A 24970-nucleotide genomic window follows, 5' to 3' on the forward strand; every position below is an offset into this window, starting at 1 on the left:
TTGTGCGGTTGTTGGAAAAATGTAACATTGATCGCATGTCAGATACCCATGTCGTCACCAACCAGGTTCCGCTGCTGGAGAACCACAACCCCGCGACGTCGCCGATGCTGGTCGAAGCGCTGATCCGGGAGGGCGGACAGTGGGGCCTGGAAGAGGTGAGTGAACTCGGTGCGATCTCGGGAAGCGCCCAAGCGCAGCGCTGGGGCGAGCTGGCCGACCGCAACCGGCCGATCCTGCATACCCACGATCGAGTCGGTCATCGCATCGACGAGGTGGAGTTCGATCCGGCGTACCACGAGCTGATGCGCACCGCGATCGGCCGCGGCTTGCACGCTGCGCCGTGGGCCGATGATCGGCCGGGTGCCCACGTGGTGCGGGCCGCCAAAACCTCGGTGTGGACCGTCGAGCCGGGCCACATCTGTCCCATCTCGATGACCTATGCGGTGGTGCCCGCGCTGCGCTACAACCCGGAGCTGGCGGCGGTGTACGAACCCCTGCTGACCAGTCGTGAATACGACCCGGAACTGCGGCTGGCCAGCACCAAGCCCGGCATCACCGCCGGTATGTCGATGACCGAGAAACAGGGCGGCTCCGACGTGCGCGCCGGCACCACCCAGGCAACCCCGAACTCCGACGGCACCTACCGGCTCACCGGGCACAAGTGGTTCACCTCGGCCCCGATGTGTGACATCTTCCTGGTGCTCGCGCAGGCTCCAGGCGGACTGTCCTGTTTCATGCTGCCGCGCATCCTGCCCGACGGCACCCGCAACCGGATGTTCCTGCAGCGGCTCAAGGACAAGCTCGGTAACCATGCCAACGCCTCCAGCGAGGTCGAATACGACGGCGCTACCGCGTGGCTGGTCGGGGAGGAGGGGCGCGGAGTCCCGACCATCATCGAGATGGTCAACCTCACCCGGCTGGACTGCACCCTGGGCAGCGCCACCAGCATGCGTTCCGGTCTGACCCGGGCGATGCATCACGCCCAGCACCGCAAGGCCTTTGGCGCCTACCTGATCGATCAGCCGCTGATGCGCAATGTGCTGGCTGACTTGGCGGTGGAGGCCGAGGCCGCGACGACCGTGGCCATGCGCATGGCCGGTGCCACCGACAAGGCGGTGCGCGGTGACCAGACCGAGGCGCTGTTCCGCCGCATCGGATTGGCGGCCAGCAAGTACTGGGTATGCAAGCGCTCCACGCCGCACGCCGCCGAAGCGCTGGAATGTCTGGGCGGCAACGGCTATGTGGAAGACTCCGGCATGCCGCGGCTGTACCGCGAAGCGCCTCTGATGGGGATTTGGGAAGGGTCGGGCAACGTCAGTGCGCTGGACACGTTGCGTGCCATGGCAACCAAGCCCGAATGCGTCGAGGTGCTCTTCGATGAACTGGCGCACAGCGCGGGCCAGGATGCCCGCCAGGACAACCACGTCGAGGGGCTGCGGCGCCAACTGGGTGACCTGGAAACCATTGGCTACCGGGCCCGCAAGATTGCCGAGGACGTCTGCCTGGCGTTGCAGGGATCGCTGCTGATCCGGCACGGGCATCCGGCGGTGACCGAGGCGTTCCTGGCCACCCGGATCGGCGGTCAGTGGGGTGGGGCATTCGGGACCATGCCCACCGGCCTGGATCTCGCGCCCATCCTCGAACGTGCCCTGGTGAAGGGCTGAGCCCCGAGATGACACATGCCATCAGGCCGGTCGACTTCGACAACCTGAAAACGATGACCTACGAGGTCACCGACCGGGTTGCCCGGATCACCTTCAATCGGCCCGAGAAGGGCAATGCGATCGTCGCGGACACCCCGTTGGAGCTCTCGGCGCTGGTGGAGCGCGCCGATCTTGACCCGGCGGTGCACGTCATTCTGGTGTCCGGCCGGGGCGAGGGATTCTGCGCGGGATTTGACCTGTCGGCCTATGCCGAGGGGTCGTCCTCATCCGGCGCCGAGGGCGGCTATCGCGGAACGGTGCTCGACGGCAAGGCCCAGGCCGTCAACCACTTACCCAATCAGCCCTGGGACCCGATGATCGACTATCAGATGATGAGCCGGTTCGTGCGCGGGTTCTCCAGCCTGATGCATGCCGACAAGCCGACCGTGGTGAAGATCCACGGTTACTGCGTTGCGGGCGGCACCGACATTGCGTTGCACGCCGATCAGGTGATCGCCGCCGCCGACGCGAAAATCGGCTACCCGCCGACGCGGGTATGGGGTGTTCCCGCGGCGGGCCTATGGGCACACCGGCTCGGTGACCAACGCGCCAAACGGCTGTTGTTCACCGGCGACTGCATTACCGGTGCGCAGGCCGCCGAGTGGGGCCTCGCGGTCGAGGCCCCCGACCCCAAGGACCTGGATGAGCGCACGGAGCGCCTGGTCGAGCGGATCGCCGCGCTGCCGGTCAATCAGCTGATCATGATCAAGCTGGCGCTCAACTCGGCACTGCTGCAGCAAGGGGTGGTCAACAGCCGGATGCTCAGCACGGTGTTCGACGGCGTGGCTCGGCACACCCCCGAGGGGCACGCCTTTGTCGCCGACGCGGTCGAGCATGGCTTCCGGGATGCGGTGAAGCATCGAGACGAGCCGTTCGGAGACTACGGCCGCCGGGCGTCCTCGGTTTGAGAAGGGTGCCACCGTGGCGGCGATGACAGCGCGATCAGTGGTGCTCAGCGTTTTGCTCGGTGCCCATCCCGCTTGGGCCAGTGCCAGCGAATTGATCAGGCTCACCGCCGATTTCGGTATCAAGGAGACGGCTCTGCGGGTCGCCCTGACCCGCATGGTCAGCGGCGGCGACCTGATCCGCTCGGCCGATGGCTATCGCCTCTCGGATCGGTTGCTGGCGCGCCAAGCGCGGCAGGACGAGGCCATGCGCCCGCGGGTGCGGCCCTGGCAGGGGAACTGGCACCTGGTGATTGTGACCAGTGTCGGCACGGATGCGAGAACCCGTGCTGCGCTGCGAACAACCATGCACGACAAGCGTTTCGCAGAACTGCGCGAAGGGGTATGGCTGCGTCCCGACAATCTCGACCTGGAACTGGCCGCCGACGTCGCCGAGCGGGTGCGGGTGCTCACGGCGCGTGACGACGCACCGGCCGAGTTGGCCGGGCAACTGTGGGACCTGACCGAATGGGCCGGGGTAGGTGACCGACTGCTCGGCGAGATGGCCGAAATGGCAGAGGCAGCAGACATTCCGGGACAGTTCGCCCTGGCCGCGGCGATGGTGCGCCACCTGCTTTCGGATCCGATGTTGCCCGAGGAACTGCTGCCCGCGAAGTGGCCGGGGGCTCAGCTTCGTAGCGCCTACCACGACTTCGCCACTGAACTGGCGAAACGCCGCGGCACAACCCAACTCCTGGAGGCGAAGTGAGTGATCTAGTACAGGTCGAGCGCAACGGTCCGGTAACCACCGTGATCATCAACCGGCCGCACGCGCGCAACGCGGTCAACGGTCCGACGGCTGCCGCGCTCTACTCGGCATTCGCCGAATTCGACCGGGATGAATCCGCTTCGGTGGCCGTCCTGTGCGGAAATGGCGGAACCTTCTGCGCGGGAGCGGATTTGAAGGCTTTCGGCACCGCGGAGGCCAACGCCGTGCACCGGACGGGTCCGGGCCCGATGGGCCCGTCGCGAATGGTGCTGTCCAAGCCGGTGATCGCCGCGGTCAGTGGCTACGCGGTGGCCGGGGGACTGGAGCTGGCGTTGTGGTGCGATCTGCGGGTGGCCGAACAGGACGCGGTATTCGGCGTGTTCTGTCGGCGGTGGGGCGTGCCGCTCATCGACGGCGGCACGGTGCGGCTGCCGCGACTGATCGGCCACAGCCGGGCGATGGACATGATCCTTACCGGTCGTGCGGTGCAGGCCGACGAGGCGCTGGCAATCGGGTTGGCGAATCGGGTCGTACCCAACGGACAAGCCCGGCAAGCGGCCGAGGAGTTGGCGGTTCAGCTGGCGGCGCTGCCGCAACAATGCCTGCGATCGGATCGCCTCTCAGCGCTTCAGCAATGGGGCTTGCCCGAATCCGCGGCTCTCGATCTGGAATTCGCCAGCATTTCCCGAGTGGCCGCCGAGGCCTTGGAGGGGGCCGGGCGCTTCGCCGCGGGTGCCGGTCGCCATGGCGCCCAGGAGAGCCACGACTGAGCGCAACCGTTGAGCCGCCGGGGGTGCGCCGCAACGGGTTGCGTGCTGGTTGAACTCAGACGGAGGTTGTGGCCGGTGTCGGTGCCGGCGTGGGCCACGGCTGCGGAGCTGGCCGTTGGCGGACAACCTGGGGCCACCAGAACCACTTGCCCAGCAGGGCCGCAATCGACGGTGTCATAAACGATCTGACGATCAGCGTGTCGAACAGCAGGCCCATGCCGATAGTGGTGCCGACCTGAGCCATCACGGTCAGTTCACTGACCGCAAACGACATCATGGTGAAGGCGAACACCAGCCCGGCCGCGGTCACCACCGACCCGCTGCCGCCCATCGCACGGATGATGCCGGTGTTGATTCCGGCGTGGATCTCCTCCTTGAGCCGGGCAACCAGCAGCAGGTTGTAGTCCGCGCCGACGGCCAGCAGGATAATGACCGCCATCGCCAGCACCAACCAATGTAGTTCGATGCCGAGGATGTGTTGCCAGATCAGCACCGACAGCCCGAACGAGGCGCCCAGCGACAAGACCACCGTGCCGACGATCACCGCGGCCGCAACGACGCTGCGGGTGATGATCAGCATGATGATGAAGATCAGGCAGAGCGCGGAGATGCCGGCGATCATCAAGTCGAAGGTATTGCCGTCGGACAGGTCCTTGAACATCGCCGCCGTACCGCCGAGGTAGATCGTGGATCCCTCCAGCGGCGTGCCCTTGATGGCTTCCTTGGCGGCGGTCTTGATCTTGTCGATGTGGTTGATGCCCGCCTGGCTCATCGGGTCGCCCTCATGGCTGATGATGAACCGCACGGCGTGCCCGTCCGGGGACAGGAACTGTTCCAGCCCCCGTTTGAAGTCGGGGTTGTTGAAAACCTCGGGAGGCAGATAAAAGGAGTCGTCGTTGCGCGACGAGTCGAAGGCCTCGCCCATCGCGGACGAATCCTCCTGCATCGCGGCCATCTGATCCTGCAGCCCTTGCTGGGTGGAGTGCATGCTCAGCATCTGGGCCTTCATGCTTTTCATGGTCTGGATCATCTCGGGCATCATCGCCGTCATCTGGGGCATGAGCGTGTCCAGGCGTTCCATCAGCGGCAGCAGATTGTTGATGTCTTCGGTCATCAGGTCGACGCCATCGAGGGTGTCGAACACAGACCGCAGCGACCAGCAAACCGGGATGTCGAAGCAGTGCTTCTCCCAGTAGAAGTAGCTGCGGATCGGGCGGAAGAAATCGTCGAAGTCCGCGATGTGGTTACGCAACTCCTCGACGTCGACCACCATCCCCTTCATCTGGATGACCATCTGGTGGGTGACATCGGCCATCTGCTGGGTGAGATCGTGCATCCGCTCCATCTGGTCGATGTTGGTCTGAATGTCGTTGACCTGCTGCAGCATGCTGGTGGTCAGGTCTTGGTTGTACTTCTCGGTCAGCTTTTGACTGGTGCCCTGCATGCTGATCAAAAACGGGATCGAGGTGTGCTCGATCGGCTTGCCGTCCGGCCGCGTGATGGCCTGCACGCGGGATATCCCCTCGACGCCGAAGATGGCCTTGGCGATCTTGTTGATCACCAGGAAGTCAGACGAATTACGCATGTCATGGTCGCTTTCGACCATCAGGACTTCGGGGTTCATCCGGGCCTGGGAGAAATGGCGTTCCGCGGCCGAATAGCCTTCGTTGGCGGGTAGGTCGGCGGGTAGGTAGTTGCGGTCGTTGTAGTTGGTCTTGTATCCGGGCAGGGTCAGCAGTCCGACCAGCGCCAGGGCCACCGCGCCGATCAGGATGGGGCCGGGCCAGCGCACGATGGCGGCCCCGATCTTGCGCCAGCCCCGGACCCGGGCCATTCGCTTGGGCTCGAGCAGCTTGCCGAAGCTGCTCATTACAGCGATCAGCGCCGGACCCAGGGTCAGCGCGGTGGCGACGACGATGACCATGCCGATCGCCAGTGGGACACCGAGGGTCTGGAAGTACGGAAGTCGGGTGAAGCTCAAGCAGAAGGTGGCACCGGCGATCGTCAGACCTGAGCCCAGCACGACATGGGCCGTGCCGCCGAACATGGTGTAGTAGGCCGATTCTCGGTCCTGACCGAGCCCGCGCGCTTCCTGATATCGGCCTATCAGGAAGATGGCGTAGTCGGTGGCGGCCGCGATCGCCAACACCACGAGCAGGTTGGTCGCGAAGGTCGAGAGCCCAATGATCCGGTGGTAACCAAGGAATGCCACGCCCCCACGGGTGGCGAGCAACCCGAGGACCACCATGGTCAGCATGATCGCCGCCGTGATGATCGACCGGTAGACCAGCAGCAGCATCACGATGATCACCGTGAACGTGACCATCTCGATCAACTGCAGGCTGCGGTCGCCGGCCAGCTGCTGATCGGCGACCAGCGCGGCCGAACCGGTGACATACACCTTGACGCCGGGTGGCGCCTGCAGGCTGTCGACGATTGTCTTCACCGCTTCCACCGACTCGTTGGCCAGGGATTCGCCCTGGTTGCCGGCCAGCTTCACCTGCACATAGGCGGCCTTGCCGTCGCCGCTCTGTGCACCTGTCGCGGTCAGCGGATCGCCCCAGAAGTCCTGCACCGACTGGACGTGCTTGGTGTCGGCGCGAAGCTTGGTGATCATCTTGTCGTAGAACTTGTGGGCGGCGGCGCCGAGCGGCTCCTGGCCTTCCAACACGATCATCGCCGCGCTGTCGGAGTCGCCCTCGCGGAACACTTTGCCGATGTGTTTCATCGAGATCATCGACGGTGCGGCGTCGGGGCTCATCGACACCGCCTGCATCTGCCCGACTACTTCCAGTTGCGGTACAACGCTATTGAGGACGGCGATGAGCAACACCCAGCCAAGGATGAGCGGCACCGCGAAGGTGCGGATCATCCTCGGGATGAACGGTCGGGGCGGGTGTTCGGCCGGTGGGACCACGTCGGTCGGCGTGTCGGTCGTGGTCGCGGTCATGCGGACTTCACAAAGCAGTAGGTCAGGGCGTCCACGCCGGTTGCGGTCCGCTCGTCCTTCACCACGTCATCGACGATGATCCGGCAGCTGATCGAACTGCCATTGCCTTGGGCCAGGATGTTGGGGGCGGCCGACGGTGCCGTGGTCTGTAAGGTGAGCGACCACGGCAGCGAGGCGCCGTCGATGCGCTGCGGCTTCGCGTCCAGATCCAGGTAGTTGATGTTGGCGTAGCTACCGGAGCCCGAGATCTCGTACTTCACCACCTTGGGGTCGTACGGTTCGGGGTCGTTGGCGAAGACCTTCGGCGTCACCAAGATGCCATCGGCCCCAAAGAAGGTCCGGATTCGCTGGACCGTGAAACCGGCGATCGCGACCACAACCAAAATGAGCAGCGGTATCCACGCACGCTTGAGAATGCCAATCATCGTCTTCCCCGAGGAATCTTGCAGATGGGCTTGCCGACCCGAAGCGGTCCGCTTCGATCGCCTTGCCCGGTGGTGAAGCCTGGAGCGCTCATCGGTGGCTTCCCCTCCTGCGCATGAAGTTGTTGTAGACCTATCGGGCAGTCTAGATGAAATCTACTAAGGTTTCAGAGTACAGTGAAACTTGTGAGCGTCAACGAGGGTGTCGATCGTGCCGGCACCGAGGCTGACATTATGGAATTCGTCGAGCAGATGGGCGGATATTTCGAGTCCAGCGGTCTGACTCGGTTGGCGGGCCGATTGCTGGGCTGGCTATTGGTGTGTGATCCCGAGCGCCAATCCTCAGAGGAACTGGCGACGGCGTTGGCGGCCAGTAGCGGGGGGATCAGCACCACTGCCCGGATGCTGATCCAATTCGGGTTCATCGAGCGACTCGCGGTCGCCGGGGATCGGCGCACCTTTTATCGGTTGCGGCCCAACGCCTTCGCGGCAGGCGAGCGTGAGCGTCTGCGAACCATGGCCGACCTGCAGAACCTGGCGGACACCGGCCTCAAGGCACTGGGTGGTGCCCCGCCGGAGCGAAGCCGACGCCTGCATGAAATGCGGGACCTGTTGGCGTACATGGAGAAAGTCCTCGCCGGTGCACTGGGGCGTTACGGCCAGTGCGGCGAAGAGGGGGAGGCCTGAGCGCCAACTTCGGCCCTGCTCGGGCCGCTCGTCGCGCGGTGGGCCCGCGTCAGCCCTTCTCGATGTTGTTGCCCGACCCGATGTTGTCGACTTTGGGTTCGCCCGCCTTGTAGGTGATCGTGTTGTCGATGCCCAAGACGGTGAGTCGCTGATCGATCTTGTCGAAGGTGATCTTGTTGTTGGTCCCGCCGATGGTCACCGTCGCGCAGGTGCCGGTCACGGTCAGGTTGTTCTCCGAGCCGGCGACATTCAACGACTTGCCGTCGGCGCAGTCGAGGGTGGCCGTGGTCCCGATCGATCCGTAGTTGAGCATGTTGCCGATTTCGATCGACGCGGTCGTAGTCGGGCCGCCGGAGGTGGTCGGCGCCGCGGTTGGGCCGCTCGTCGGCGTGGCTGACCCGGAGGTGCTGGAGGGCCCGGGGGGACTGGCGGTCTCACTGCAGCCGGCCAGCCCGAGAACTGTTGGGACGGCGATCGCCGTCAGCGCGATCGCAGCCAGTCGGGGCATCGGTAGGTGGGCGCGCATGGGCTCCTCAATTCCTAGGCGGGGGAGGGGACGATTACTTGGTGTGGCCTCAGGGGCCTACTCGCTGAAGCCGGTTTACCATGCCCAGCTCACGGCCACGATCCCAGATGAACGGATCGCCGTTGTGGAAGAACACCGTTTCGTCCCAGCCGTAGGCGGTGATGTCGTTGACCACGGTGTCGGCCACGATCGTGTTGGACGAACCCATAACCGTGACCGCCCAACAGGTTCCCTTCGCGGTGATGATGTTCCCCGTGCCGTTGACGAACAACGTGGAGTCGTTGCAGTCCAGCGTGCGCACGATGCCTTCCCCCGTGACATGGGTGTCACCGTTTTTGGCATTCGCGACCGGCGGCGGGGCAGTTGACAGGACAGCCACGGCGAGCGCGCTGGTCGCCAGCGATCCGGCGGCGGTTGTCCATTTCACTGCGGGCCCCCTTCGTCGGGCGCGTCTTCGCACTTGATTGAGCCGTGTACTCAGCCTAGGTGTACCGGCCGGCACGGCGACAGCCCTTCAACGGATTTTGCACCGGCTTCAATCGGTGCGGCCTCGGCTTTGCCCGGGCGACCTCCGACACCGCCTCATCGGGCCGGTCGTTGTGGGTCCGGTCAACTAGAGTCATTAGTTCAACTGCAGTTCGCCGCGCAGCGGCGGCGACCAGCTCCAGTGCAATTGAAGGGCGATAGTCATGGCAGCTTCGGCGGAAGGGCCGTCTGCGGCTGGGCGCCCGCGGGCCGCGAAATCTACGTCGCGCCCCGCCAAGCTGAGCCGCGATGCCATTGTCGACGGTGCCCTGACCTTCCTGGATCGAGAGGGCTGGGATTCGCTGACCATCAATGCGCTCGCGACTCAGCTGGGGACCAAGGGGCCATCGCTGTACAACCACGTGGTCAGCCTCGAGGACCTGCGTGGTGCGGTGCGGGTCCGGGTGATCGACGACATCATCATGATGCTGAACAGGGTCGGCGAGGGGCGTTCGCGCGATGACGCGGTGCTGGTCATGGCCGGTGCATATCGCAGCTATGCCCACCACCACCCCGGTCGGTACTCGGCATTCACCCGGATGCCTCCGGGCGGCGAAGACCCTGAGTACGCCGCCGCGACCAGGGCCGCCGCCGCGCCGGTGATCGCCGTGTTGTCCTCATATGGCCTCGAAGGCGAACAGGCTTTCCACGCTGCGCTGGAGTTCTGGTCGGCACTGCACGGGTTCGTGCTGCTCGAAATGACCGGTTTGATGGAAGAGATCGACACCGACGCGGTCTTCTCCGACATGGTGCTGCGCCTGGCGGCGGGGATGGAAAAGCGCATCTCGCATACCGGCGCGGAGTCGCTCTGACGTCGCCCGATGATCTTGGGTGCCGGCCCGCGGCTCGACTGTCTCGCGGGTGGGGTGGGGCCGGGTCGAGGGCGCTTGATTGGCTGTTCTATGGTCAGTTCAGCCGCCGCTTTGACCTGCCTAACCGCAGGCGGGTATTGTGGTTGCTCGTGCCTGGCGGCCTACAGCGCCTGACGTGAGGGCGTGGATGCCGGGCCAATTCGCATGTCCATGTTTTTGGCGGCCAAGCGGATTGAGTTCGGGGCCATCGTATGCGACACACCCGGCCGCGGGGTGCAGCTGCGGGGCATAACTGCAGTACAGGAACTTCAAAATAGCGCGGGCAGTGTTACGGGGCCCGCAGCAAACGTGAACAGCGAGAAAGAAAGCCGGTAGATGCCAACCATTCAGCAGCTGGTCCGCAAGGGTCGTCGGGACAAGATCGGCAAGGTCAAGACCGCGGCTCTGAAGGGCAGCCCGCAGCGCCGTGGCGTATGCACTCGCGTGTACACCACCACCCCGAAGAAGCCGAACTCGGCGCTTCGGAAGGTTGCCCGTGTGAAGCTGACGAGTCAGGTTGAGGTCACGGCCTACATCCCGGGCGAGGGCCACAACCTGCAGGAGCACTCGATGGTGCTCGTTCGTGGTGGCCGGGTGAAGGACCTTCCCGGTGTGCGTTACAAGATCATCCGCGGTTCGCTGGACACCCAGGGAGTCAAGAACCGCAAGCAGGCTCGCAGTCGCTACGGCGCCAAGAAGGAGAAGAGCTAATGCCGCGCAAAGGGCCCGCGCCCAAGCGTCCGCTGGTCAACGACCCCGTCTACGGGTCCCAGCTGGTCACGCAACTGGTGAACAAAGTCCTGTTGCAGGGGAAGAAATCGCTCGCTGAGCGCATTGTTTATGGTGCGCTCGAGCAGGCGCGCGACAAGACCGGCACCGATCCGGTCATCACCCTCAAGCGGGCTCTCGACAACGTCAAGCCCGCGCTGGAAGTTCGTAGCCGCCGCGTCGGTGGTGCGACCTACCAGGTGCCCGTCGAGGTGCGGCCGGACCGGTCGACCACGCTGGCGCTGCGCTGGCTGGTCGGCTACTCGCGGCAACGCCGGGAGAAGACCATGATCGAGCGCCTGGCGAACGAGATCCTGGATGCCAGCAATGGCCTGGGTGCCTCCGTCAAGCGGCGTGAGGACACGCACAAGATGGCCGAGGCGAACCGCGCCTTTGCGCACTACCGCTGGTAAGAGTCCTGGGGCGAGCTGTCGGAGCAAACCCGGCGGCAACTGATAGCTAACTAAGCAACCGAAAGAGTGGGAAGACTTCTGTGGCACAGAAGGACGTGCTGACCGACCTGACCAAGGTCCGCAACATCGGCATCATGGCGCACATCGACGCTGGCAAGACCACGACGACCGAGCGCATCCTCTACTACACCGGTATCAGCTACAAGATCGGTGAGGTGCACGACGGCGCCGCCACCATGGACTGGATGGAACAGGAGCAGGAACGCGGGATCACCATCACCTCCGCGGCCACCACCTGTTTCTGGAACGACAACCAGATCAACATCATCGACACCCCGGGCCACGTCGACTTCACCGTTGAGGTGGAGCGCAGCCTGCGTGTGCTCGATGGTGCCGTGGCCGTGTTCGACGGCAAGGAAGGTGTCGAGCCGCAGTCAGAGCAGGTGTGGCGCCAGGCCGACAAGTACGACGTCCCGCGCATCTGCTTCGTCAACAAGATGGACAAGATCGGCGCCGACTTCTACTTCTCCGTGCGCACCATGGAGGAGCGGCTGGGCGCCAACGTCATCCCGATCCAGCTGCCGGTCGGTTCCGAGGGCGACTTCGAAGGCGTCGTGGACCTGGTCGAGATGAAGGCCAAGGTGTGGAGCGCCGACGCCAAGCTCGGCGAGAAGTACGACGTCGTGGACATCCCCGCGGACTTGCAGGAGAAGGCCGACGAGTACCGCACCAAGCTGCTGGAGGCCGTCGCCGAAACCGACGAAGCGCTGCTGGAGAAGTACCTCGGTGGCGAAGAGCTCACCGAAGCCGAGATCAAGGGCGCGATCCGCAAGCTGACCATCACCTCGGAGGCCTATCCGGTGTTGTGTGGCAGCGCGTTCAAGAACAAGGGTGTGCAGCCTATGCTGGACGCCGTCATCGACTACCTGCCCTCCCCGCTGGACGTGCCGGCCGCGATCGGCCACGTGCCGGGCAAAGAGGACGAGGAGGTCGTGCGCAAGCCCTCGACCGACGAGCCATTCTCGGCGCTGGCATTCAAGGTCGCCACGCACCCCTTCTTCGGCAAGCTCACCTACGTCCGGGTGTACTCGGGCAAGGTTGACTCTGGCAGCCAGGTCATCAACTCCACCAAGGGCAAGAAGGAACGTCTGGGCAAGCTCTTCCAGATGCACTCCAACAAGGAGAACCCGGTGGAGACCGCGTCGGCGGGTCACATCTACGCGGTGATCGGCCTCAAAGACACCACCACCGGTGACACGCTGAGCGATCCGAACAACCAGATCGTGCTCGAGTCGATGACCTTCCCCGATCCCGTTATCGAGGTCGCCATCGAGCCCAAGACCAAGAGCGACCAGGAGAAGCTGAGCCTGTCGATCCAGAAGCTCGCCGAGGAGGACCCCACCTTCAAGGTGCACCTGGATCAAGAGACCGGCCAAACCGTCATCGGCGGTATGGGCGAGTTGCACCTGGATATCCTGGTGGACCGCATGCGCCGGGAATTCAAGGTCGAGGCCAACGTCGGCAAGCCGCAGGTCGCCTACAAGGAGACCATCAAGCGGCTGGTGGAAAAGGTCGAGTTCACCCACAAGAAGCAGACGGGTGGCTCCGGTCAGTTCGCCAAGGTGCTGATCAGCATCGAGCCGTTCACCGGCGAAGACGGTGCAACTTACGAATTCGAGAGCAAGGTCACCGGTGGTCGTATCCCGCGGGAGTACATTCCGTCGGTCGACGCCGGTGCGCAGGATGCGATGCAGTACGGCGTCCTGGCCGGTTACCCGCTGGTGAACCTGAAGGTCACCCTGCTTGACGGTGCCTTCCACGAGGTCGACTCCTCGGAAATGGCATTCAAGATCGCTGGTTCACAGGTGCTCAAGAAGGCCGCGGCAGCGGCGCACCCGGTGATCCTGGAACCGATCATGGCCGTCGAGGTCACCACGCCCGAGGACTACATGGGCGATGTGATCGGCGACCTGAACTCCCGCCGTGGTCAGATTCAGGCCATGGAGGAGCGGAGTGGTGCTCGCGTCGTCAAGGCGCACGTGCCGCTGTCGGAGATGTTCGGCTATGTCGGCGACCTGCGGTCCAAGACTCAAGGCCGGGCGAACTACTCCATGGTGTTCGACTCGTACGCCGAAGTTCCGGCGAACGTTTCGAAGGAGATCATCGCGAAGGCGACGGGCGAGTGAGCCACGAGCACGGAGCCCAGCAGTAGGTAAAGGCCGGCAAGTCGGGAGCCTGACGGTATGAGTTGGGAACCCGAGCAAGGCACCAGGGTGGCAGGGAGTAACCTGACTCGGTTACTCCGCGGCATAAGTGAAAACATCAACAACACACTGCTTTTTTAAGCACCAACAGTCCAGGAGGACACAGAAGTGGCGAAGGCGAAGTTCCAGCGGACCAAGCCCCACGTCAACATCGGGACCATCGGTCACGTTGACCACGGCAAGACCACGCTGACCGCGGCTATCACCAAGGTGTTGCACGACAAGTACCCGGAGCTGAACGAGTCGCGCGCGTTCGATCAGATCGACAACGCGCCCGAAGAGCGTCAGCGTGGTATCACCATCAACATCTCCCACGTGGAGTACCAGACAGAGAAGCGGCACTACGCCCACGTCGATGCTCCGGGTCACGCCGACTACATCAAGAACATGATCACCGGTGCGGCTCAGATGGACGGCGCGATTCTGGTGGTTGCGGCCACCGACGGTCCGATGCCGCAGACCCGCGAGCACGTGCTGCTCGCTCGCCAGGTGGGTGTGCCCTACATCCTGGTCGCGCTCAACAAGTCTGACGCGGTCGACGATGAAGAGCTGCTCGAGCTGGTCGAGATGGAGGTCCGCGAGTTGCTGGCCGCGCAGGAGTTCGACGAGGACGCACCGGTGGTGCGGGTATCGGCGCTCAAGGCGCTCGAGGGCGACCCGAAGTGGGTCGAGTCCGTCGAGCAGCTGATGGACGCGGTGGACGAGTCGATCCCGGACCCGGTCCGCGAGACCGACCGCCCGTTCCTGATGCCCGTCGAGGACGTCTTCACCATCACCGGCCGCGGCACCGTGGTTACCGGTCGTGTGGAGCGCGGCATCATCAACGTGAACGAGGAAGTCGAGATCGTCGGCATCCGTCCGACCAGCACCAAGACCACGGTCACCGGTGTGGAGATGTTCCGCAAGCTGCTGGACCAGGGCCAGGCCGGTGACAACGTCGGTCTGCTGCTGCGTGGTATCAAGCGTGAGGACGTCGAGCGCGGTCAGGTGGTCGTCAAGCCCGGCACCACCACCCCGCACACCGAGTTCGAGGGCCAGGTCTACATCCTGTCCAAGGACGAGGGCGGTCGGCACACGCCGTTCTTCAACAACTACCGTCCGCAGTTCTACTTCCGCACCACCGACGTGACCGGTGTGGTGACGCTGCCGGAGGGCACCGAAATGGTGATGCCCGGTGACAACACCAACATCTCGGTGAAGCTGATCCAGCCCGTCGCCATGGACGACGGTCTGCGCTTCGCGATCCGTGAAGGTGGCCGCACCGTCGGCGCCGGCCGGGTCGTCAAGATCATCAAGTAGATCCAACCGGATCCAGCACCAGTCAACACCAGGCCCGGATAGCCGAGATCGGCTATCCGGGCCTGGTGTTTGTCTGCCCGCCGCCGAATTGCCTGCACCAGAACCGGTCTTCGCCCAGTTCAAAGGGCGCTAATCTGGCATCAATTTCCCGGCGACCCGAGGAGAACAAGATGCTGGCGCGCTACCTGAAGATGCAGTTGCTGGTGCTGCTTTGCGGCGGTCTGGTCGGGCCGATTTTCCTGATCGTCTACTTTGCCCTCGGCGTGGGCAGCCTGTTGTCGTGGATGTTGTATGTGGGCCTGCTCATCACCGTGGCCGATGTGTTGATTGCGCTGGCGCTGACCAATTTCGGCGCGAAATCGGCTGCCAAGTCCGCTGAGCTCGAGCAGAGCGGAGTGTTGGCGCTGGCCCAGATCACCGGCCTGACCGAGACCGGCACCCGGATCAACGACCGCCCCCTGGTGAAGGTCCACCTGCATATCTCGGGTCCTGGGATCGCGGCGTTCGACAGCGAAGACCGGGTCATTGCCAGCGTGACCCGCCTCGGCAACCTCACCGCGCGCAAACTCGTCGTGCTGGTCAACCCCGCCACCCGGGAATACCTGATCGACTGGGAGCGCAGTGCGCTGGTCAACGGCCTGGTCCCGGCACAGTTCACCGTCGCAGAAGACAACAGGACATACGACCTCAGCGGACAGGCCGGTCCGTTGATGGAGATTCTGCAGATCCTCAAGGCCAACGGGATTCCGCTGAACCGGATGGTGGACATCCGATCGAATCCGGTCCTGCGCCAACAGATCCAAGCGGTGGTACGCCGTGCGGCCCAGCAGCAGATGCCCGCGGGTGCGGCCCAGCCGAGTGCGGCCCCACAAGCCTCCATCGCCGAGCGCCTCCAAGAGCTGGAATCGCTGCATGCCAGTGGGGCGCTGAACGCGCAGGAGTACGCCAGCAGGCGTGCCCAGATCATCTCCGAGATCTGAGCCGAATCCTGGCGCCCCGCCAGGCGGGTCGGGCCGGTGGCGTGCCGGGCGCCACGACATGCCAACGCCGGCGGGCGCGTTAGAACACGTTTCAGTTTCGCTGCTAGCCTGACACTCGGCGAGAGGGGTGTACGTGGCTGCACAGACTGGATCACTGGATGGACGGGTGGCCTTTGTCACCGGGGCAGCGCGTGCGCAGGGGCGATCGCATGCGGTGCGGTTGGCGCGCGAGGGTGCCGACATCATCGCCATGGACATCTGCGGACCGGTATCCGAGAGCATCACCTACGCACCGGCCACCGCGGCAGACCTCAGCGAGACGATCCGCGCGGTGGAGAGCGAAGGTCGCAAGGTACTGGCGCGCCAGGCAGATGTCCGCGACAGTGCGGCGTTGCAGCAACTGGTCGCCGATGGGGTCGAGGAATTCGGTCGGCTTGACGTGGTGGTAGCCAATGCCGGGGTGTTGGGCTGGGGCCGGCTCTGGGAACTCACCGATGAGCAGTGGGACACCGTGATCGGCGTCAACCTCAGCGGCACCTGGCGAACGCTGCGCGCGGCGGTGCCCGCGATGATCGAGGCTGGCAATGGCGGGTCGATCATCGTGGTCAGCTCGTCGGCAGGTTTGAAGGCCACACCGGGCAACGGTCACTATGCGGCGAGCAAGCACGGGCTCGTGGCGCTGACGAACACCCTGGCCATCGAACTCGGCGAGTACGACATCCGGGTCAACTCCATTCATCCGTACTCGGTCGAGACGCCGATGATCGAGCCGGACGTGATGATGCAGGTATTCGGCGAGCATCCCCGCTTTTTGCATAGCTTCCCGCCAATGCCATTGCAGTACAAAGGTTTAATGACCTCCGAGGAGGTCTCCGATGTCGTGGTCTGGCTGGCCGGCGACGGCTCTGGCACGCTGAGCGGGGCACAGATCCCCGTTGACAAGGGCGCCTTGAAGTACTGACACGCCATCGTGTATGAACACCACGTGACCAGTAGTGAAGGTGTGACCCAGGATCCCGGCGCCACGGAGGCCAACGGGATTGTGATCATCGGCGGCGGGCTGGCGGCCGCCCGCACCGCCGAGCAGCTGCGTCGGGCCGGCTATGAGGGTCAGCTCACGATCGTCAGCGACGAGGTGCACCTGCCCTATGACCGACCGCCGCTGTCCAAAGAGGTGCTGCGCAGCGAGGTCGACGACGTGTCGCTCAAGCCACGCGAGTGGTACGACGAGAAGGGCATCACCCTGCGGCTGGGCTCGGCGGCAACCGGTTTGGACACCGCCGCGCAAACCGTGACGCTGGCCGATGGGACGGTGCTCGGCTACGACGAGCTGGTTATCGCAACCGGCTTGGTGCCCCGGCGAATTCCGACCTTCCCCGAACTCGAGGGCATTCGGGTGCTGCGCTCGTTTGACGAATGTATGGCGCTGCGCAGCCACGCATCGGCCGCCAAGCGCGCGGTCGTGATTGGTGCCGGTTTCATCGGGTGTGAGGTGGCGGCCAGTCTGCGCGGCCTCGGGGTGGAGGTGGTCCTGGTCGAACCACAGCCAACGCCGCTGGCGGCGGTGCTCGGCGAGCAGATCGGCGAGCTGGTGGCGCGGCTGCATCGCAGCGAGGGCGTCGATGTTCGCACCGGGATTGGGGTGGCCGAGGTCCGCGGCGACGGCCATGTCGACACCGTGGTGCTGGCCGACGGCACGCAACTCGACGCCGATCTGGTGGTTGTCGGCATCGGTTCGCACCCGGCGACCGGGTGGCTCGACGGTAGCGGCATCGCGGTCGATAACGGCGTGGTCTGTGACGCCGCCGGACGTACCAGCGTGCCCAACGTGTGGGCGCTCGGTGATGTTGCATCCTGGCGGGATCAAATGGGACACCAAGTCCGCGTGGAACATTGGAGCAATGTCGCCGATCAGGCACGGGTAGTGGTGCCGGCGATGTTGGGGCGCGAATTGTCCTCGAACGTGGTGGTGCCCTACTTCTGGAGTGACCAGTACGACGTCAAGATCCAATGCCTTGGTGAGCCGCATTCGACCGATGTGGTGCACCTGGTCGAGGACGACGGACGAAAGTTCCTCGCCTACTACGAGCGCGATGGTGTGCTCGTCGGCGTGGTCGGTGGCGGGGTGCCGGGCAAGGTCATGAAGGTACGTGCCAAGATCGCCGCCGCTGCGCCCATCTCCGAGATGCTGGACGAATCGCAGGGCTAGACATCTGCGCGGATACCGGCGCCTGGTGCTGGCCCGGGCGGCCCGCTTGTGCAGTGGCCGACGCCAACCGAAACTTGGGCGATGGCGCGCCGAGAAAGCTACTGCCAGTTCACCGGTGGCCCGTGCGGATGACATTGGCCTAGAACCCGGGCCTCGCCGGACGGCCAGCTGGCCAGACGCACCAGGAACTTGAGCCGCCCGCCCTCGTCGCGTGCGGGCTCGAGGGTGAGGTGGGCGAAGGGCGAGCGGGGGCCGGCCTGTGCGCCCAGCTCCGCGACCCGGTCGCGGATCGCGGCACGCTCCTGGGCGGCCAGGTATTGCCAGGTGATCGAATGCCACAACACCGTCAGTGTTTCGTCTTGGAGCGTCAGCCCGGCGACGCCGTCGGCGGCGGTCTTGCGTTCGAGCTGTGCCGGGACGTCCCGCGCGACCGCGATCGCGCCGCGCAGCCGCTTCATCCGGGCGTGCTGGTCGGGCCAGACATAGCTCAACACGATCATTTCGCCGTCGGTGCCGCAGATATCGATGGGTGCGATGTCGTAGCCGTGACGTTCGACGATCTGTAGTGCCAGCGCCGGCGGCAACTCACCGCGCCAAGCATCTTCGATAGTCACCGGGGAGTCGATCGGGCCCCACGTCATTCCGGCGTAGCGGTAGTGGTAACGGTCAGCCCGCAGGTTCAGTCCTGCGCTGGCCCCAAACTCGAAAAGTCTTACCGGAAGGTTGAATTCGTGGCGAATGTGCAGTAGGCCACCGATCAGTGCGGCAGACCGGCCGACTTCGTTGGTCTGTGGGGGCTGGTCAAGAGCGTCGCGCAAGGTTTCGGTGTGGTTGGCCGCGACGAGTTCGATTTCGGGCCAGGCGCTCTTGGCGTTCCAGGTGCCGTCAGTGCTGGGATACCAGCGGCGCAACGTGGGTGCCCGGCCGTCGAGCACCATTCGGTGCAGGCCGCCGAGCAGTCGCAGCGGCGTGGCATACCGCGACGGGTCGTCCTCGTGGCCGCCCAGGATGGGCGCGAATACGCCGCCCGCTTCGACATCGGCGGCGACCAACTCAAACAACTCGCCATACATCGGCGATCCGGATCGGGCGCAGAACCGGCCCTGTGACCGCAGGGTGTGCAGCAGATGCTGGATACCCCCACTCTTTGCCTCCTGCATCAGTCCAGCTTCTCCACGCCGGCGCCAACGACGTCGAAGGCGTTCCCGAGTGCTTCCGGTAACGAGACGGATTCGTCGCTGAGCCAGTGTTCGTAGGCGCTCAACGCGACGCCGAGCATCGTCCAGGCAACCGTCTGGGGCACCAGGTCGGTGGGTTTGGCACTGAGTCGTCGGGCCACGAAACCGGCGATCACCGCACGCCAGCCGGCATACATCGTCATCGAATACGCCTGCAGCTCAGCGGTTTGCAGAATGATGCGCATACGCTGGCGATGCCGAATGGTCTCGGATTCGTCGTAGGTGTTGAATGCCAACAGCGCCTCCCGCAGCGCCTTGCCCAACCGAACGTGCCCGTCGATGCGCTCGAGCAGATCCTGCAGCTGGGCAAGGTGGGTGTCGAAGTCGCCCCAGGGGATCGCGTTCTTCGAGGCGTAGTAGCGGAACAGGGTGCGTCGGGCGATGCCGGCGGCTTGGGCAACGTCGTCGACGCTGACCTCGGCGAAGGTGCGGGCGGCGAACAAGTCGATGGCAACGTCGGCGATGTGGCGCTTGGTCGTCGAGGGGCGCCGACCGGCCCGCGACTCATGCGCCATCGGTTCCACCCTTCCATTTAGGCACTCGATGCCATATTCTGGCATCGCTGACGCTGACCGTGACTAGCGCCACCGCTCATTGTCACCTCATTGTTAACGCCCATGACGAAAGGCAACTCACATGGACCGCGAAACTGAAACCGAGACTGCCGAGCTGGTCACCGAGTCGCTGGTCGAAGAGGTGTCCATCGACGGCATGTGCGGGGTCTACTGACCGTGCCCGCGCCGGCGCACGCGGCCGCCGGGGCCGGGTCTTTCGACCCTGATCGGGGCTGGCGGCTGCACCCGCAAGTGGCGGTGCGGCCGGAGCCGTTTGGAGCGCTGCTTTATCACTTCGGCACCCGCAAGCTGTCATTTCTGAAAAATCGCACCATCTTGGCGGTCGTTCGGTCCCTGGCCGACCATCCCGATGTCCGCTCGGCCTGCCGCGCCGCGGGGGTTGATGACTCCGAACACGCTCCCTACTTGCACGCGTTGTCGGTTCTGGCCGGCTCTCACATGCTGGTTCCCCAGGAGGCTGATCAATGACGACCGCCGTACCGCGGCTGATCGAGCAGTTCGAGCATGGGCTCGACGCGCCGATTTGTCTGACGTGGGAACTGACCTACGCCTGCAATCTGGCCTGCGTGCATTGTCTTTCGTCCTCAGGCAAGAGGGATCCGGGTGAGTTGTCCACCCGGCAATGCCAGGACATCATCAACGAGTTGGAACGCATGCAGGTGTTCTACGTGAACATCGGTGGTGGCGAACCCACGGTGCGTCCGGACTTTTGGGAGCTGGTGGACTACGCCACCGCGCACCACGTCGGAGTGAAGTTCTCTACCAACGGGGTTCGGATCAACCCGGAGGTCGCCGCGCGGCTAGCTGCCAGCGACTACGTCGATGTCCAGATCTCGCTCGACGGCGCGACCGCCGAAGTCAATGACGCGGTCCGGGGTGCCGGATCGTTCGCCATGGCGGTGCGCGCGCTCGAGAACCTGGCGGCCGCGGGTTTCGCCGACGCGAAGATCTCCGTGGTGGTGACCCGGCACAACGTCGGCCAACTCGATGATTTCGCCGCGCTGGCGGACCGCTACGGTGCCACGCTGCGGATCACCCGGCTACGGCCGTCGGGGCGCGGTGCGGACGTCTGGGAGGAATTGCACCCCACCGCGGCCCAGCAGGTCGCGCTCTACGACTGGTTGGTCGCCAAGGGCGAACGGGTACTGACCGGTGATTCGTTCTTTCACCTGGCGCCCCTGGGGTCCTCGGGTGCGCTGGCCGGTCTGAACATGTGTGGAGCCGGGCGGGTGGTGTGCCTGATCGATCCGGTGGGTGACGTATACGCCTGCCCGTTCGCCATCCACGACCGCTTCCTAGCTGGAAACGTCTTGACCGACGGCGGTTTTGACCAGGTCTGGAAGAACGCGCCGTTGTTCCGGCAGCTGCGGGAGCCGCAGTCGGCGGGCGCCTGCGGCAGTTGTGGGCACTACGACAGCTGCCGCGGCGGTTGCATGGCGGCCAAGTTCTTCACCGGTCTTCCGCTCGATGGGCCCGACCCCGAGTGCGTCCAGGGGTACGGTGCGCCGGCACTGGCGCAGGAGCGGCATGCGCCGCGTCCGCGGGTGGATCACTCGCGGGGCAGCCGAGTGAGCGCGCCGGTGCCCCTGACGCTGACGACGCGTCCGCCCGCGCGCCTGTGCAACGAAAGTCCCGTGTAGTCATGGCCGATGAATGGTTTGAAACGGTCGCCATCGCCCAGCAGAGGGCGAAACGGCGTCTCCCGAAATCTGTTTACTCATCCCTGATTTCGGCCAGCGAAAAGGGAATAACGGTGGCCGACAATGTGGCGGCGTTTAGCGAACTCGGCTTCGCACCGCATGTCATCGGCGCAGCTGAAAAGCGCGATATGTCGACCACCGTTATGGGACAGGATATTTCGATGCCTGTTCTCATCTCGCCCACCGGCGTTCAAGCGGTGCATCCCGACGGTGAGGTGGCCGTTGCCCGCGCAGCGGCCGCACGTGGCACGGCGATGGGCCTGTCGTCGTTTGCCAGCAAGACGATCGAAGATGTCATCGCCGCCAACCCCAAAATCTTCTTTCAGATCTACTGGCTCGGTGGGCGCGACGCGATTGCCGAGCGTGTCGAGCGGGCCCGTCAGGCCGGAGCGGTGGGCCTGATCGTCACCACGGACTGGACGTTCTCCCACGGGCGTGACTGGGGCAGCCCCAAGATCCCCGAACAGATGAACCTGCGGACCATCCTGCGCCTGTCGCCGGAGGCGATTGTTCGCCCCAGGTGGCTGTGGAAGTTCGGTAAGACATTGCGGCCACCGGATCTGCGGGTGCCAAATCAGGGGCGGCGCGGCGAACCCGGTCCCGCGTTTTTCGCCGCGTACGGAGAATGGATGGGCACTCCGCCGCCGACCTGGGATGACATTGCCTGGTTGCGTGAGCTATGGGGTGGACCTTTCATGCTCAAGGGTGTCATGCGGGTCGACGACGCCAAACGGGCTGTTGACGCTGGAGTTTCGGCGATTTCGGTGTCCAACCACGGTGGAAACAACCTCGATGGGACGCCGGCGTCGATTCGGGCCCTGCCCGCGGTGGCGGCAGCGGTCGGCGACCAGGTCGAGGTGCTGCTGGATGGCGGCATCCGGCGGGGGAGCGACGTGGTCAAGGCGGTGGCGCTGGGTGCCCGGGCGGTGCTGGTTGGCCGCGCCTATCTGTGGGGACTGGCCGCCAACGGTCAGGCCGGCGTCGAGAACGTCCTGGACATTCTGCGCGGCGGCATCGACTCGGCGCTGATGGGTCTGGGCCATAGTTCGATCCATGACCTGCGGTCAGATGACATTCTGATCCCCGCCGATTTCGTCCGGCGCCTGGGCGGGTAGGAGTCCGGGCCTGTCTTACCACAAAGTTGAGCGGCCGTATCAAGAATCTGTGAGGTCGGGCGCTGCCGCCGGTCCGGCGAGTTGAGTTCGGGCCGGTCAGGCGTCGACCCGAAGAAAAAAATCCGTAGAAAAGGTAACAATCGGTGCACGCCAGGTGAATTCGTCCTACCATCGGCGAGTGCCCGTACTCGGCGAATTGGGGACTTCGACGTCGAGCCAGCTACCAAGCACCTCGCCGTCAATATTGATCCCGCTGGGGTCAACTGAACAGCACGGACCGCACCTGCCGCTGGATACCGACACCCGGATCGCGACCGCGGTCGCCCGGGCGGTTGCCACGCGCATGCACGGCCGCCTGACGCAGTGTCAACCCGGTTGGCTGTTGGCGCCCCCGATCGCATACGGTGCCAGCGGTGAGCATCAGAGTTTTGCCGGAACGATCTCGATCGGCACCGAGGCTCTGAGGGTGCTGCTGCTCGAGTACGGGAGGTCGGCCGCCTGCTGGGCTGATCGGCTGGTTTTCGTCAACGGGCACGGTGGCAATCTCGAGGCCTTGCGTGGTGCGGTTCGGCAGCTGCGCGCCGAAGGTCGCGACGCCGGATGGTCTGCCTGCGGCTCGGCGGGCGGTGACGCTCATGCCGGCCATACTGAAACATCAGTGTTGCTGCATATTTCACCGGAGGTGGTGCTGACCGACCGGCTGAGTGCGGGGAACGCGGCGCCGCTGGCCGAATTGCTGCCGTCGTTGCGCCGCGGTGGCGTCGCGGCGGTCAGCCCGATAGGTGTGCTGGGCGATCCGACCACGGCGACCGCAGTAGAGGGAAGGCGAATCTTCGCAGAGATGGTCGATGATTGCGTGTCTCGAATTGCCCGGTGGACCCCCGGGCCCGACGGGATGCTGACATGACGCAACCCCGACTACCTGACGGGTTCGCGGTTCAGGTTGACCGTCGCGTGCGGGTGCTCGGCGGCGGATCGGCCCTGCTCGGTGGGTCGCCGACCCGATTGCTACGTCTGGCGCCTGCCGCCCAGGACATGCTCTGTGACGGTCGTCTGAAGGTTCGCGACGACATCAGCGCCGAGCTGGCCCGCACGCTGTTGGACGCGACGGTAGCGCATCCCCGGCCGGCGAGCGGGCCATCGCATCGCGATGTCACTGTCGTGATACCGGTGCGAGACAATGCATCCGGGGTGCGCCGGCTGGTTGCCTCACTGCGTGGCCTGCGCGTGATCGTGGTGGATGACGGGTCGTCGAGCCCGGTCGAGCTGGAGGACTTCGCGGGGGCGCACTGCGATATCGAAGTGCTGCACCACCGGCGCAGCAAGGGGCCGGCCGCCGCTCGCAACACCGGGTTGGCAGCCTGCACGACCGAGTTCGTGGCATTTCTGGATTCCGACGTGGCGCCACGCCGCGGCTGGCTCGAGGCCCTGCTCGGGCACTTCTGCGATCCCACCGTGGCGTTGGTCGCGCCTCGCATTGTGGGCCTGGCGCCGAGCGAGAACCTGGTGGCCCGCTATGAGGCCGTGCGTTCGTCGCTGGACCTTGGTCAGCGGGAAGCGCCGATATTGCCACACAGCCCGGTGTCCTACGTTCCCAGCGCCGCGATCATCTGCCGTTGCTCCGCCATCCGTCAGGTCGGCGGGTTCGACGAAACCCTGCACTCCGGTGAGGACGTCGATCTGTGCTGGCGCCTTATCGAGTCCGGTGCCCGGCTGCGCTACGAGCCGATTGCCCTGGTTGGTCATGAGCATCGGACCCAATTGCGTGCCTGGATCGCGCGCAAGGCGTTCTACGGCGGTTCGGCGGCGCCGCTGTCGGTGCGCCACCCCGACAAGACCGCGCCGTTGGTGATTTCCGGCTGGGCCTTGACCGCCTGGGTGCTGATGTCGCTGGGTACCCGAGCAACGCAGCTGGCCTCGCTGATCATCGCGGTGTTGACGGGCCGGCGGATTGCCACGGCACTGCGTAGTGCCCAAACTTCATCGTGGGATGTGGTGGTGGTCGCGGCGCGCGGATTATGGTCGGCCGCACTGCAGTTGGCGTCGGCCATTTGCCGGCATTACTGGCCGGTGACATTGATCGCAGTCATTGTGTCCCGGCACTGTAGGCGGATCGTGCTGGTGGCTGCGGTCATCGACGGTGTGGTCGACTGGCTGCGCCGCAGAGAGGACCCCGATGGCGACTCCGAACCGATTGGGTTGCTGACCTACCTACTGCTCAAGCGCATTGATGACCTCGCCTACGGGCTCGGCCTGTGGTACGGGGTGATGCGTGAACGCAACGTGGGCGCGCTCAAGCCGCAGATCCGACGGTAACGGCGG

At 64.9% G+C, this 24970-nt stretch carries 25 protein-coding genes; 19 read left to right on the plus strand and 6 right to left on the minus strand.

Annotated features, from left to right (window positions below):
- The first annotated feature begins 35 nt into the window (after positions 1–35).
- The 4 genes from CCUG20998_RS04760 to CCUG20998_RS04775 are packed head-to-tail and all read left to right on the plus strand — an operon-like array spanning position 36 to position 4126.
- Positions 36–1664: an acyl-CoA dehydrogenase family protein gene (locus tag CCUG20998_RS04760; protein ID WP_020731924.1), complete on the plus strand. Its 1629-nt coding sequence runs from the start codon at positions 36–38 to the stop codon at positions 1662–1664.
- 8 nt (positions 1665–1672) lie between these two features.
- On the plus strand, positions 1673–2611 hold the full coding sequence (locus CCUG20998_RS04765) for a crotonase/enoyl-CoA hydratase family protein (protein ID WP_012392914.1): 939 nt from the start codon (positions 1673–1675) through the stop codon (positions 2609–2611).
- A 13-nt stretch (positions 2612–2624) separates the two neighbouring features.
- On the plus strand, positions 2625–3356 hold the full coding sequence (locus CCUG20998_RS04770) for a PaaX family transcriptional regulator C-terminal domain-containing protein (RefSeq protein WP_020731926.1): 732 nt from the start codon (positions 2625–2627) through the stop codon (positions 3354–3356).
- Positions 3353–4126, plus strand: coding sequence for a crotonase/enoyl-CoA hydratase family protein (locus tag CCUG20998_RS04775; RefSeq protein WP_020731927.1), 774 nt, complete (start codon positions 3353–3355; stop codon positions 4124–4126). The genes CCUG20998_RS04770 and CCUG20998_RS04775 overlap by 4 nt, the downstream gene beginning before the upstream one ends.
- Positions 4127–4181: 55 nt before the next feature.
- Here the strand turns inward: CCUG20998_RS04775 and CCUG20998_RS04780 are convergent, their stop codons facing one another.
- Both CCUG20998_RS04780 and CCUG20998_RS04785 read right to left on the minus strand, forming a co-directional pair.
- Positions 4182–7076 carry an MMPL/RND family transporter gene (locus tag CCUG20998_RS04780; protein WP_103653753.1) on the minus strand — a complete coding sequence of 965 codons (2895 nt, stop codon included), beginning with the start codon at positions 7074–7076 and terminating at the stop codon, positions 4182–4184.
- Positions 7073–7501 carry an MmpS family transport accessory protein gene (locus CCUG20998_RS04785; protein ID WP_011739028.1) on the minus strand — a complete coding sequence of 143 codons (429 nt, stop codon included), beginning with the start codon at positions 7499–7501 and terminating at the stop codon, positions 7073–7075. Before CCUG20998_RS04785 ends, CCUG20998_RS04780 begins: the two co-directional genes overlap by 4 nt.
- A 183-nt stretch (positions 7502–7684) precedes the next feature.
- On the opposite strand from CCUG20998_RS04785, the gene CCUG20998_RS04790 reads away from it, so the two are divergent.
- A complete protein-coding gene (locus CCUG20998_RS04790) occupies positions 7685–8185 on the plus strand; it encodes a GbsR/MarR family transcriptional regulator (protein WP_020731928.1) in 501 nt (166 codons plus the stop codon).
- A gap of 49 nt (positions 8186–8234) precedes the next feature.
- Here CCUG20998_RS04790 and CCUG20998_RS04795 read toward each other — a convergent pair whose 3' ends face one another.
- Positions 8235–8711 (minus strand): DUF3060 domain-containing protein, encoded by a 477-nt coding sequence (locus tag CCUG20998_RS04795; RefSeq protein ID WP_012392919.1) that lies wholly within the window; start codon positions 8709–8711, stop codon positions 8235–8237.
- 49 nt (positions 8712–8760) lie between these two features.
- Complete coding sequence (locus CCUG20998_RS04800) at positions 8761–9138, minus strand: DUF3060 domain-containing protein (protein WP_020731929.1); 378 nt, start codon at positions 9136–9138, stop codon at positions 8761–8763.
- Between the two features lie 262 nt (positions 9139–9400).
- On the opposite strand from CCUG20998_RS04800, the gene CCUG20998_RS04805 reads away from it, so the two are divergent.
- The 8 genes from CCUG20998_RS04805 to CCUG20998_RS04840 all read left to right on the plus strand — a co-directional run bounded on the left by CCUG20998_RS04805 (position 9401) and on the right by CCUG20998_RS04840 (position 18020).
- Positions 9401–10048, plus strand: coding sequence for a TetR/AcrR family transcriptional regulator (locus CCUG20998_RS04805; protein ID WP_011739032.1), 648 nt, complete (start codon positions 9401–9403; stop codon positions 10046–10048).
- Between the two features lie 375 nt (positions 10049–10423).
- Positions 10424–10798, plus strand: a complete 375-nt coding sequence (rpsL, locus tag CCUG20998_RS04810; RefSeq protein ID WP_003879423.1) for a 30S ribosomal protein S12 — start codon at positions 10424–10426, stop codon at positions 10796–10798.
- On the plus strand, positions 10798–11268 hold the full coding sequence (rpsG, locus tag CCUG20998_RS04815) for a 30S ribosomal protein S7 (protein ID WP_012392921.1): 471 nt from the start codon (positions 10798–10800) through the stop codon (positions 11266–11268). The genes rpsL and rpsG overlap by 1 nt, the downstream gene beginning before the upstream one ends.
- Positions 11269–11348: 80 nt before the next feature.
- Entirely contained in the window at positions 11349–13454 is a 2106-nt protein-coding gene (gene fusA, locus CCUG20998_RS04820; protein ID WP_012392922.1) for an elongation factor G, read from the plus strand.
- A gap of 186 nt (positions 13455–13640) precedes the next feature.
- The gene (tuf, locus tag CCUG20998_RS04825) at positions 13641–14831 is read left to right on the plus strand and encodes an elongation factor Tu (protein ID WP_011739036.1); all 1191 of its coding nucleotides are present in this window, start codon (positions 13641–13643) and stop codon (positions 14829–14831) included.
- Positions 14832–15001: 170 nt separating this feature from the next.
- Positions 15002–15811, plus strand: a complete 810-nt coding sequence (locus tag CCUG20998_RS04830) for an SHOCT domain-containing protein (RefSeq protein WP_020731930.1) — start codon at positions 15002–15004, stop codon at positions 15809–15811.
- Positions 15812–15944: 133 nt separating this feature from the next.
- On the plus strand, positions 15945–16772 hold the full coding sequence (locus tag CCUG20998_RS04835; protein ID WP_036457462.1) for a mycofactocin-coupled SDR family oxidoreductase: 828 nt from the start codon (positions 15945–15947) through the stop codon (positions 16770–16772).
- Between the two features lie 9 nt (positions 16773–16781).
- A complete protein-coding gene (locus CCUG20998_RS04840; protein WP_373144997.1) occupies positions 16782–18020 on the plus strand; it encodes an NAD(P)/FAD-dependent oxidoreductase in 1239 nt (412 codons plus the stop codon).
- Positions 18021–18118: 98 nt separating this feature from the next.
- Here the strand turns inward: CCUG20998_RS04840 and CCUG20998_RS04845 are convergent, their stop codons facing one another.
- Together CCUG20998_RS04845 and mftR are read right to left on the minus strand one after the other, a co-directional pair.
- Complete coding sequence (locus CCUG20998_RS04845) at positions 18119–19180, minus strand: DUF2332 domain-containing protein (protein WP_020731933.1); 1062 nt, start codon at positions 19178–19180, stop codon at positions 18119–18121.
- On the minus strand, positions 19180–19773 hold the full coding sequence (mftR, locus tag CCUG20998_RS04850) for a mycofactocin system transcriptional regulator (RefSeq protein ID WP_020731934.1): 594 nt from the start codon (positions 19771–19773) through the stop codon (positions 19180–19182). The genes CCUG20998_RS04845 and mftR overlap by 1 nt, the downstream gene beginning before the upstream one ends.
- A gap of 121 nt (positions 19774–19894) precedes the next feature.
- Here mftR and mftA point away from each other — a divergent pair, with 121 nt between their 5' ends.
- From mftA to mftF, 6 genes are all read left to right on the plus strand, one after another.
- Entirely contained in the window at positions 19895–19987 is a 93-nt protein-coding gene (gene mftA / locus CCUG20998_RS04855; protein ID WP_068873850.1) for a mycofactocin precursor MftA, read from the plus strand.
- Positions 19972–20301: a mycofactocin biosynthesis chaperone MftB gene (mftB, locus tag CCUG20998_RS04860; protein WP_197565176.1), complete on the plus strand. Its 330-nt coding sequence runs from the start codon at positions 19972–19974 to the stop codon at positions 20299–20301. Before mftA ends, mftB begins: the two co-directional genes overlap by 16 nt.
- The gene (mftC, locus tag CCUG20998_RS04865; RefSeq protein ID WP_038578905.1) at positions 20298–21473 is read left to right on the plus strand and encodes a mycofactocin radical SAM maturase; all 1176 of its coding nucleotides are present in this window, start codon (positions 20298–20300) and stop codon (positions 21471–21473) included. Before mftB ends, mftC begins: the two co-directional genes overlap by 4 nt.
- A 2-nt stretch (positions 21474–21475) precedes the next feature.
- Entirely contained in the window at positions 21476–22648 is a 1173-nt protein-coding gene (gene mftD / locus CCUG20998_RS04870) for a pre-mycofactocin synthase MftD (RefSeq protein ID WP_012392929.1), read from the plus strand.
- Positions 22649–22802: 154 nt separating this feature from the next.
- Positions 22803–23555, plus strand: coding sequence for a mycofactocin biosynthesis peptidyl-dipeptidase MftE (gene mftE, locus CCUG20998_RS04875; RefSeq protein ID WP_020731936.1), 753 nt, complete (start codon positions 22803–22805; stop codon positions 23553–23555).
- A complete protein-coding gene (mftF, locus tag CCUG20998_RS04880) occupies positions 23552–24964 on the plus strand; it encodes a mycofactocin biosynthesis glycosyltransferase MftF (protein WP_036457292.1) in 1413 nt (470 codons plus the stop codon). Before mftE ends, mftF begins: the two co-directional genes overlap by 4 nt.
- The last annotated feature ends 6 nt before the right edge of the window (positions 24965–24970 follow it).

The sequence above is a fragment of the Mycobacterium marinum genome, assembly GCF_003391395.1.
Lineage (GTDB): Bacteria > Actinomycetota > Actinomycetes > Mycobacteriales > Mycobacteriaceae > Mycobacterium > Mycobacterium marinum.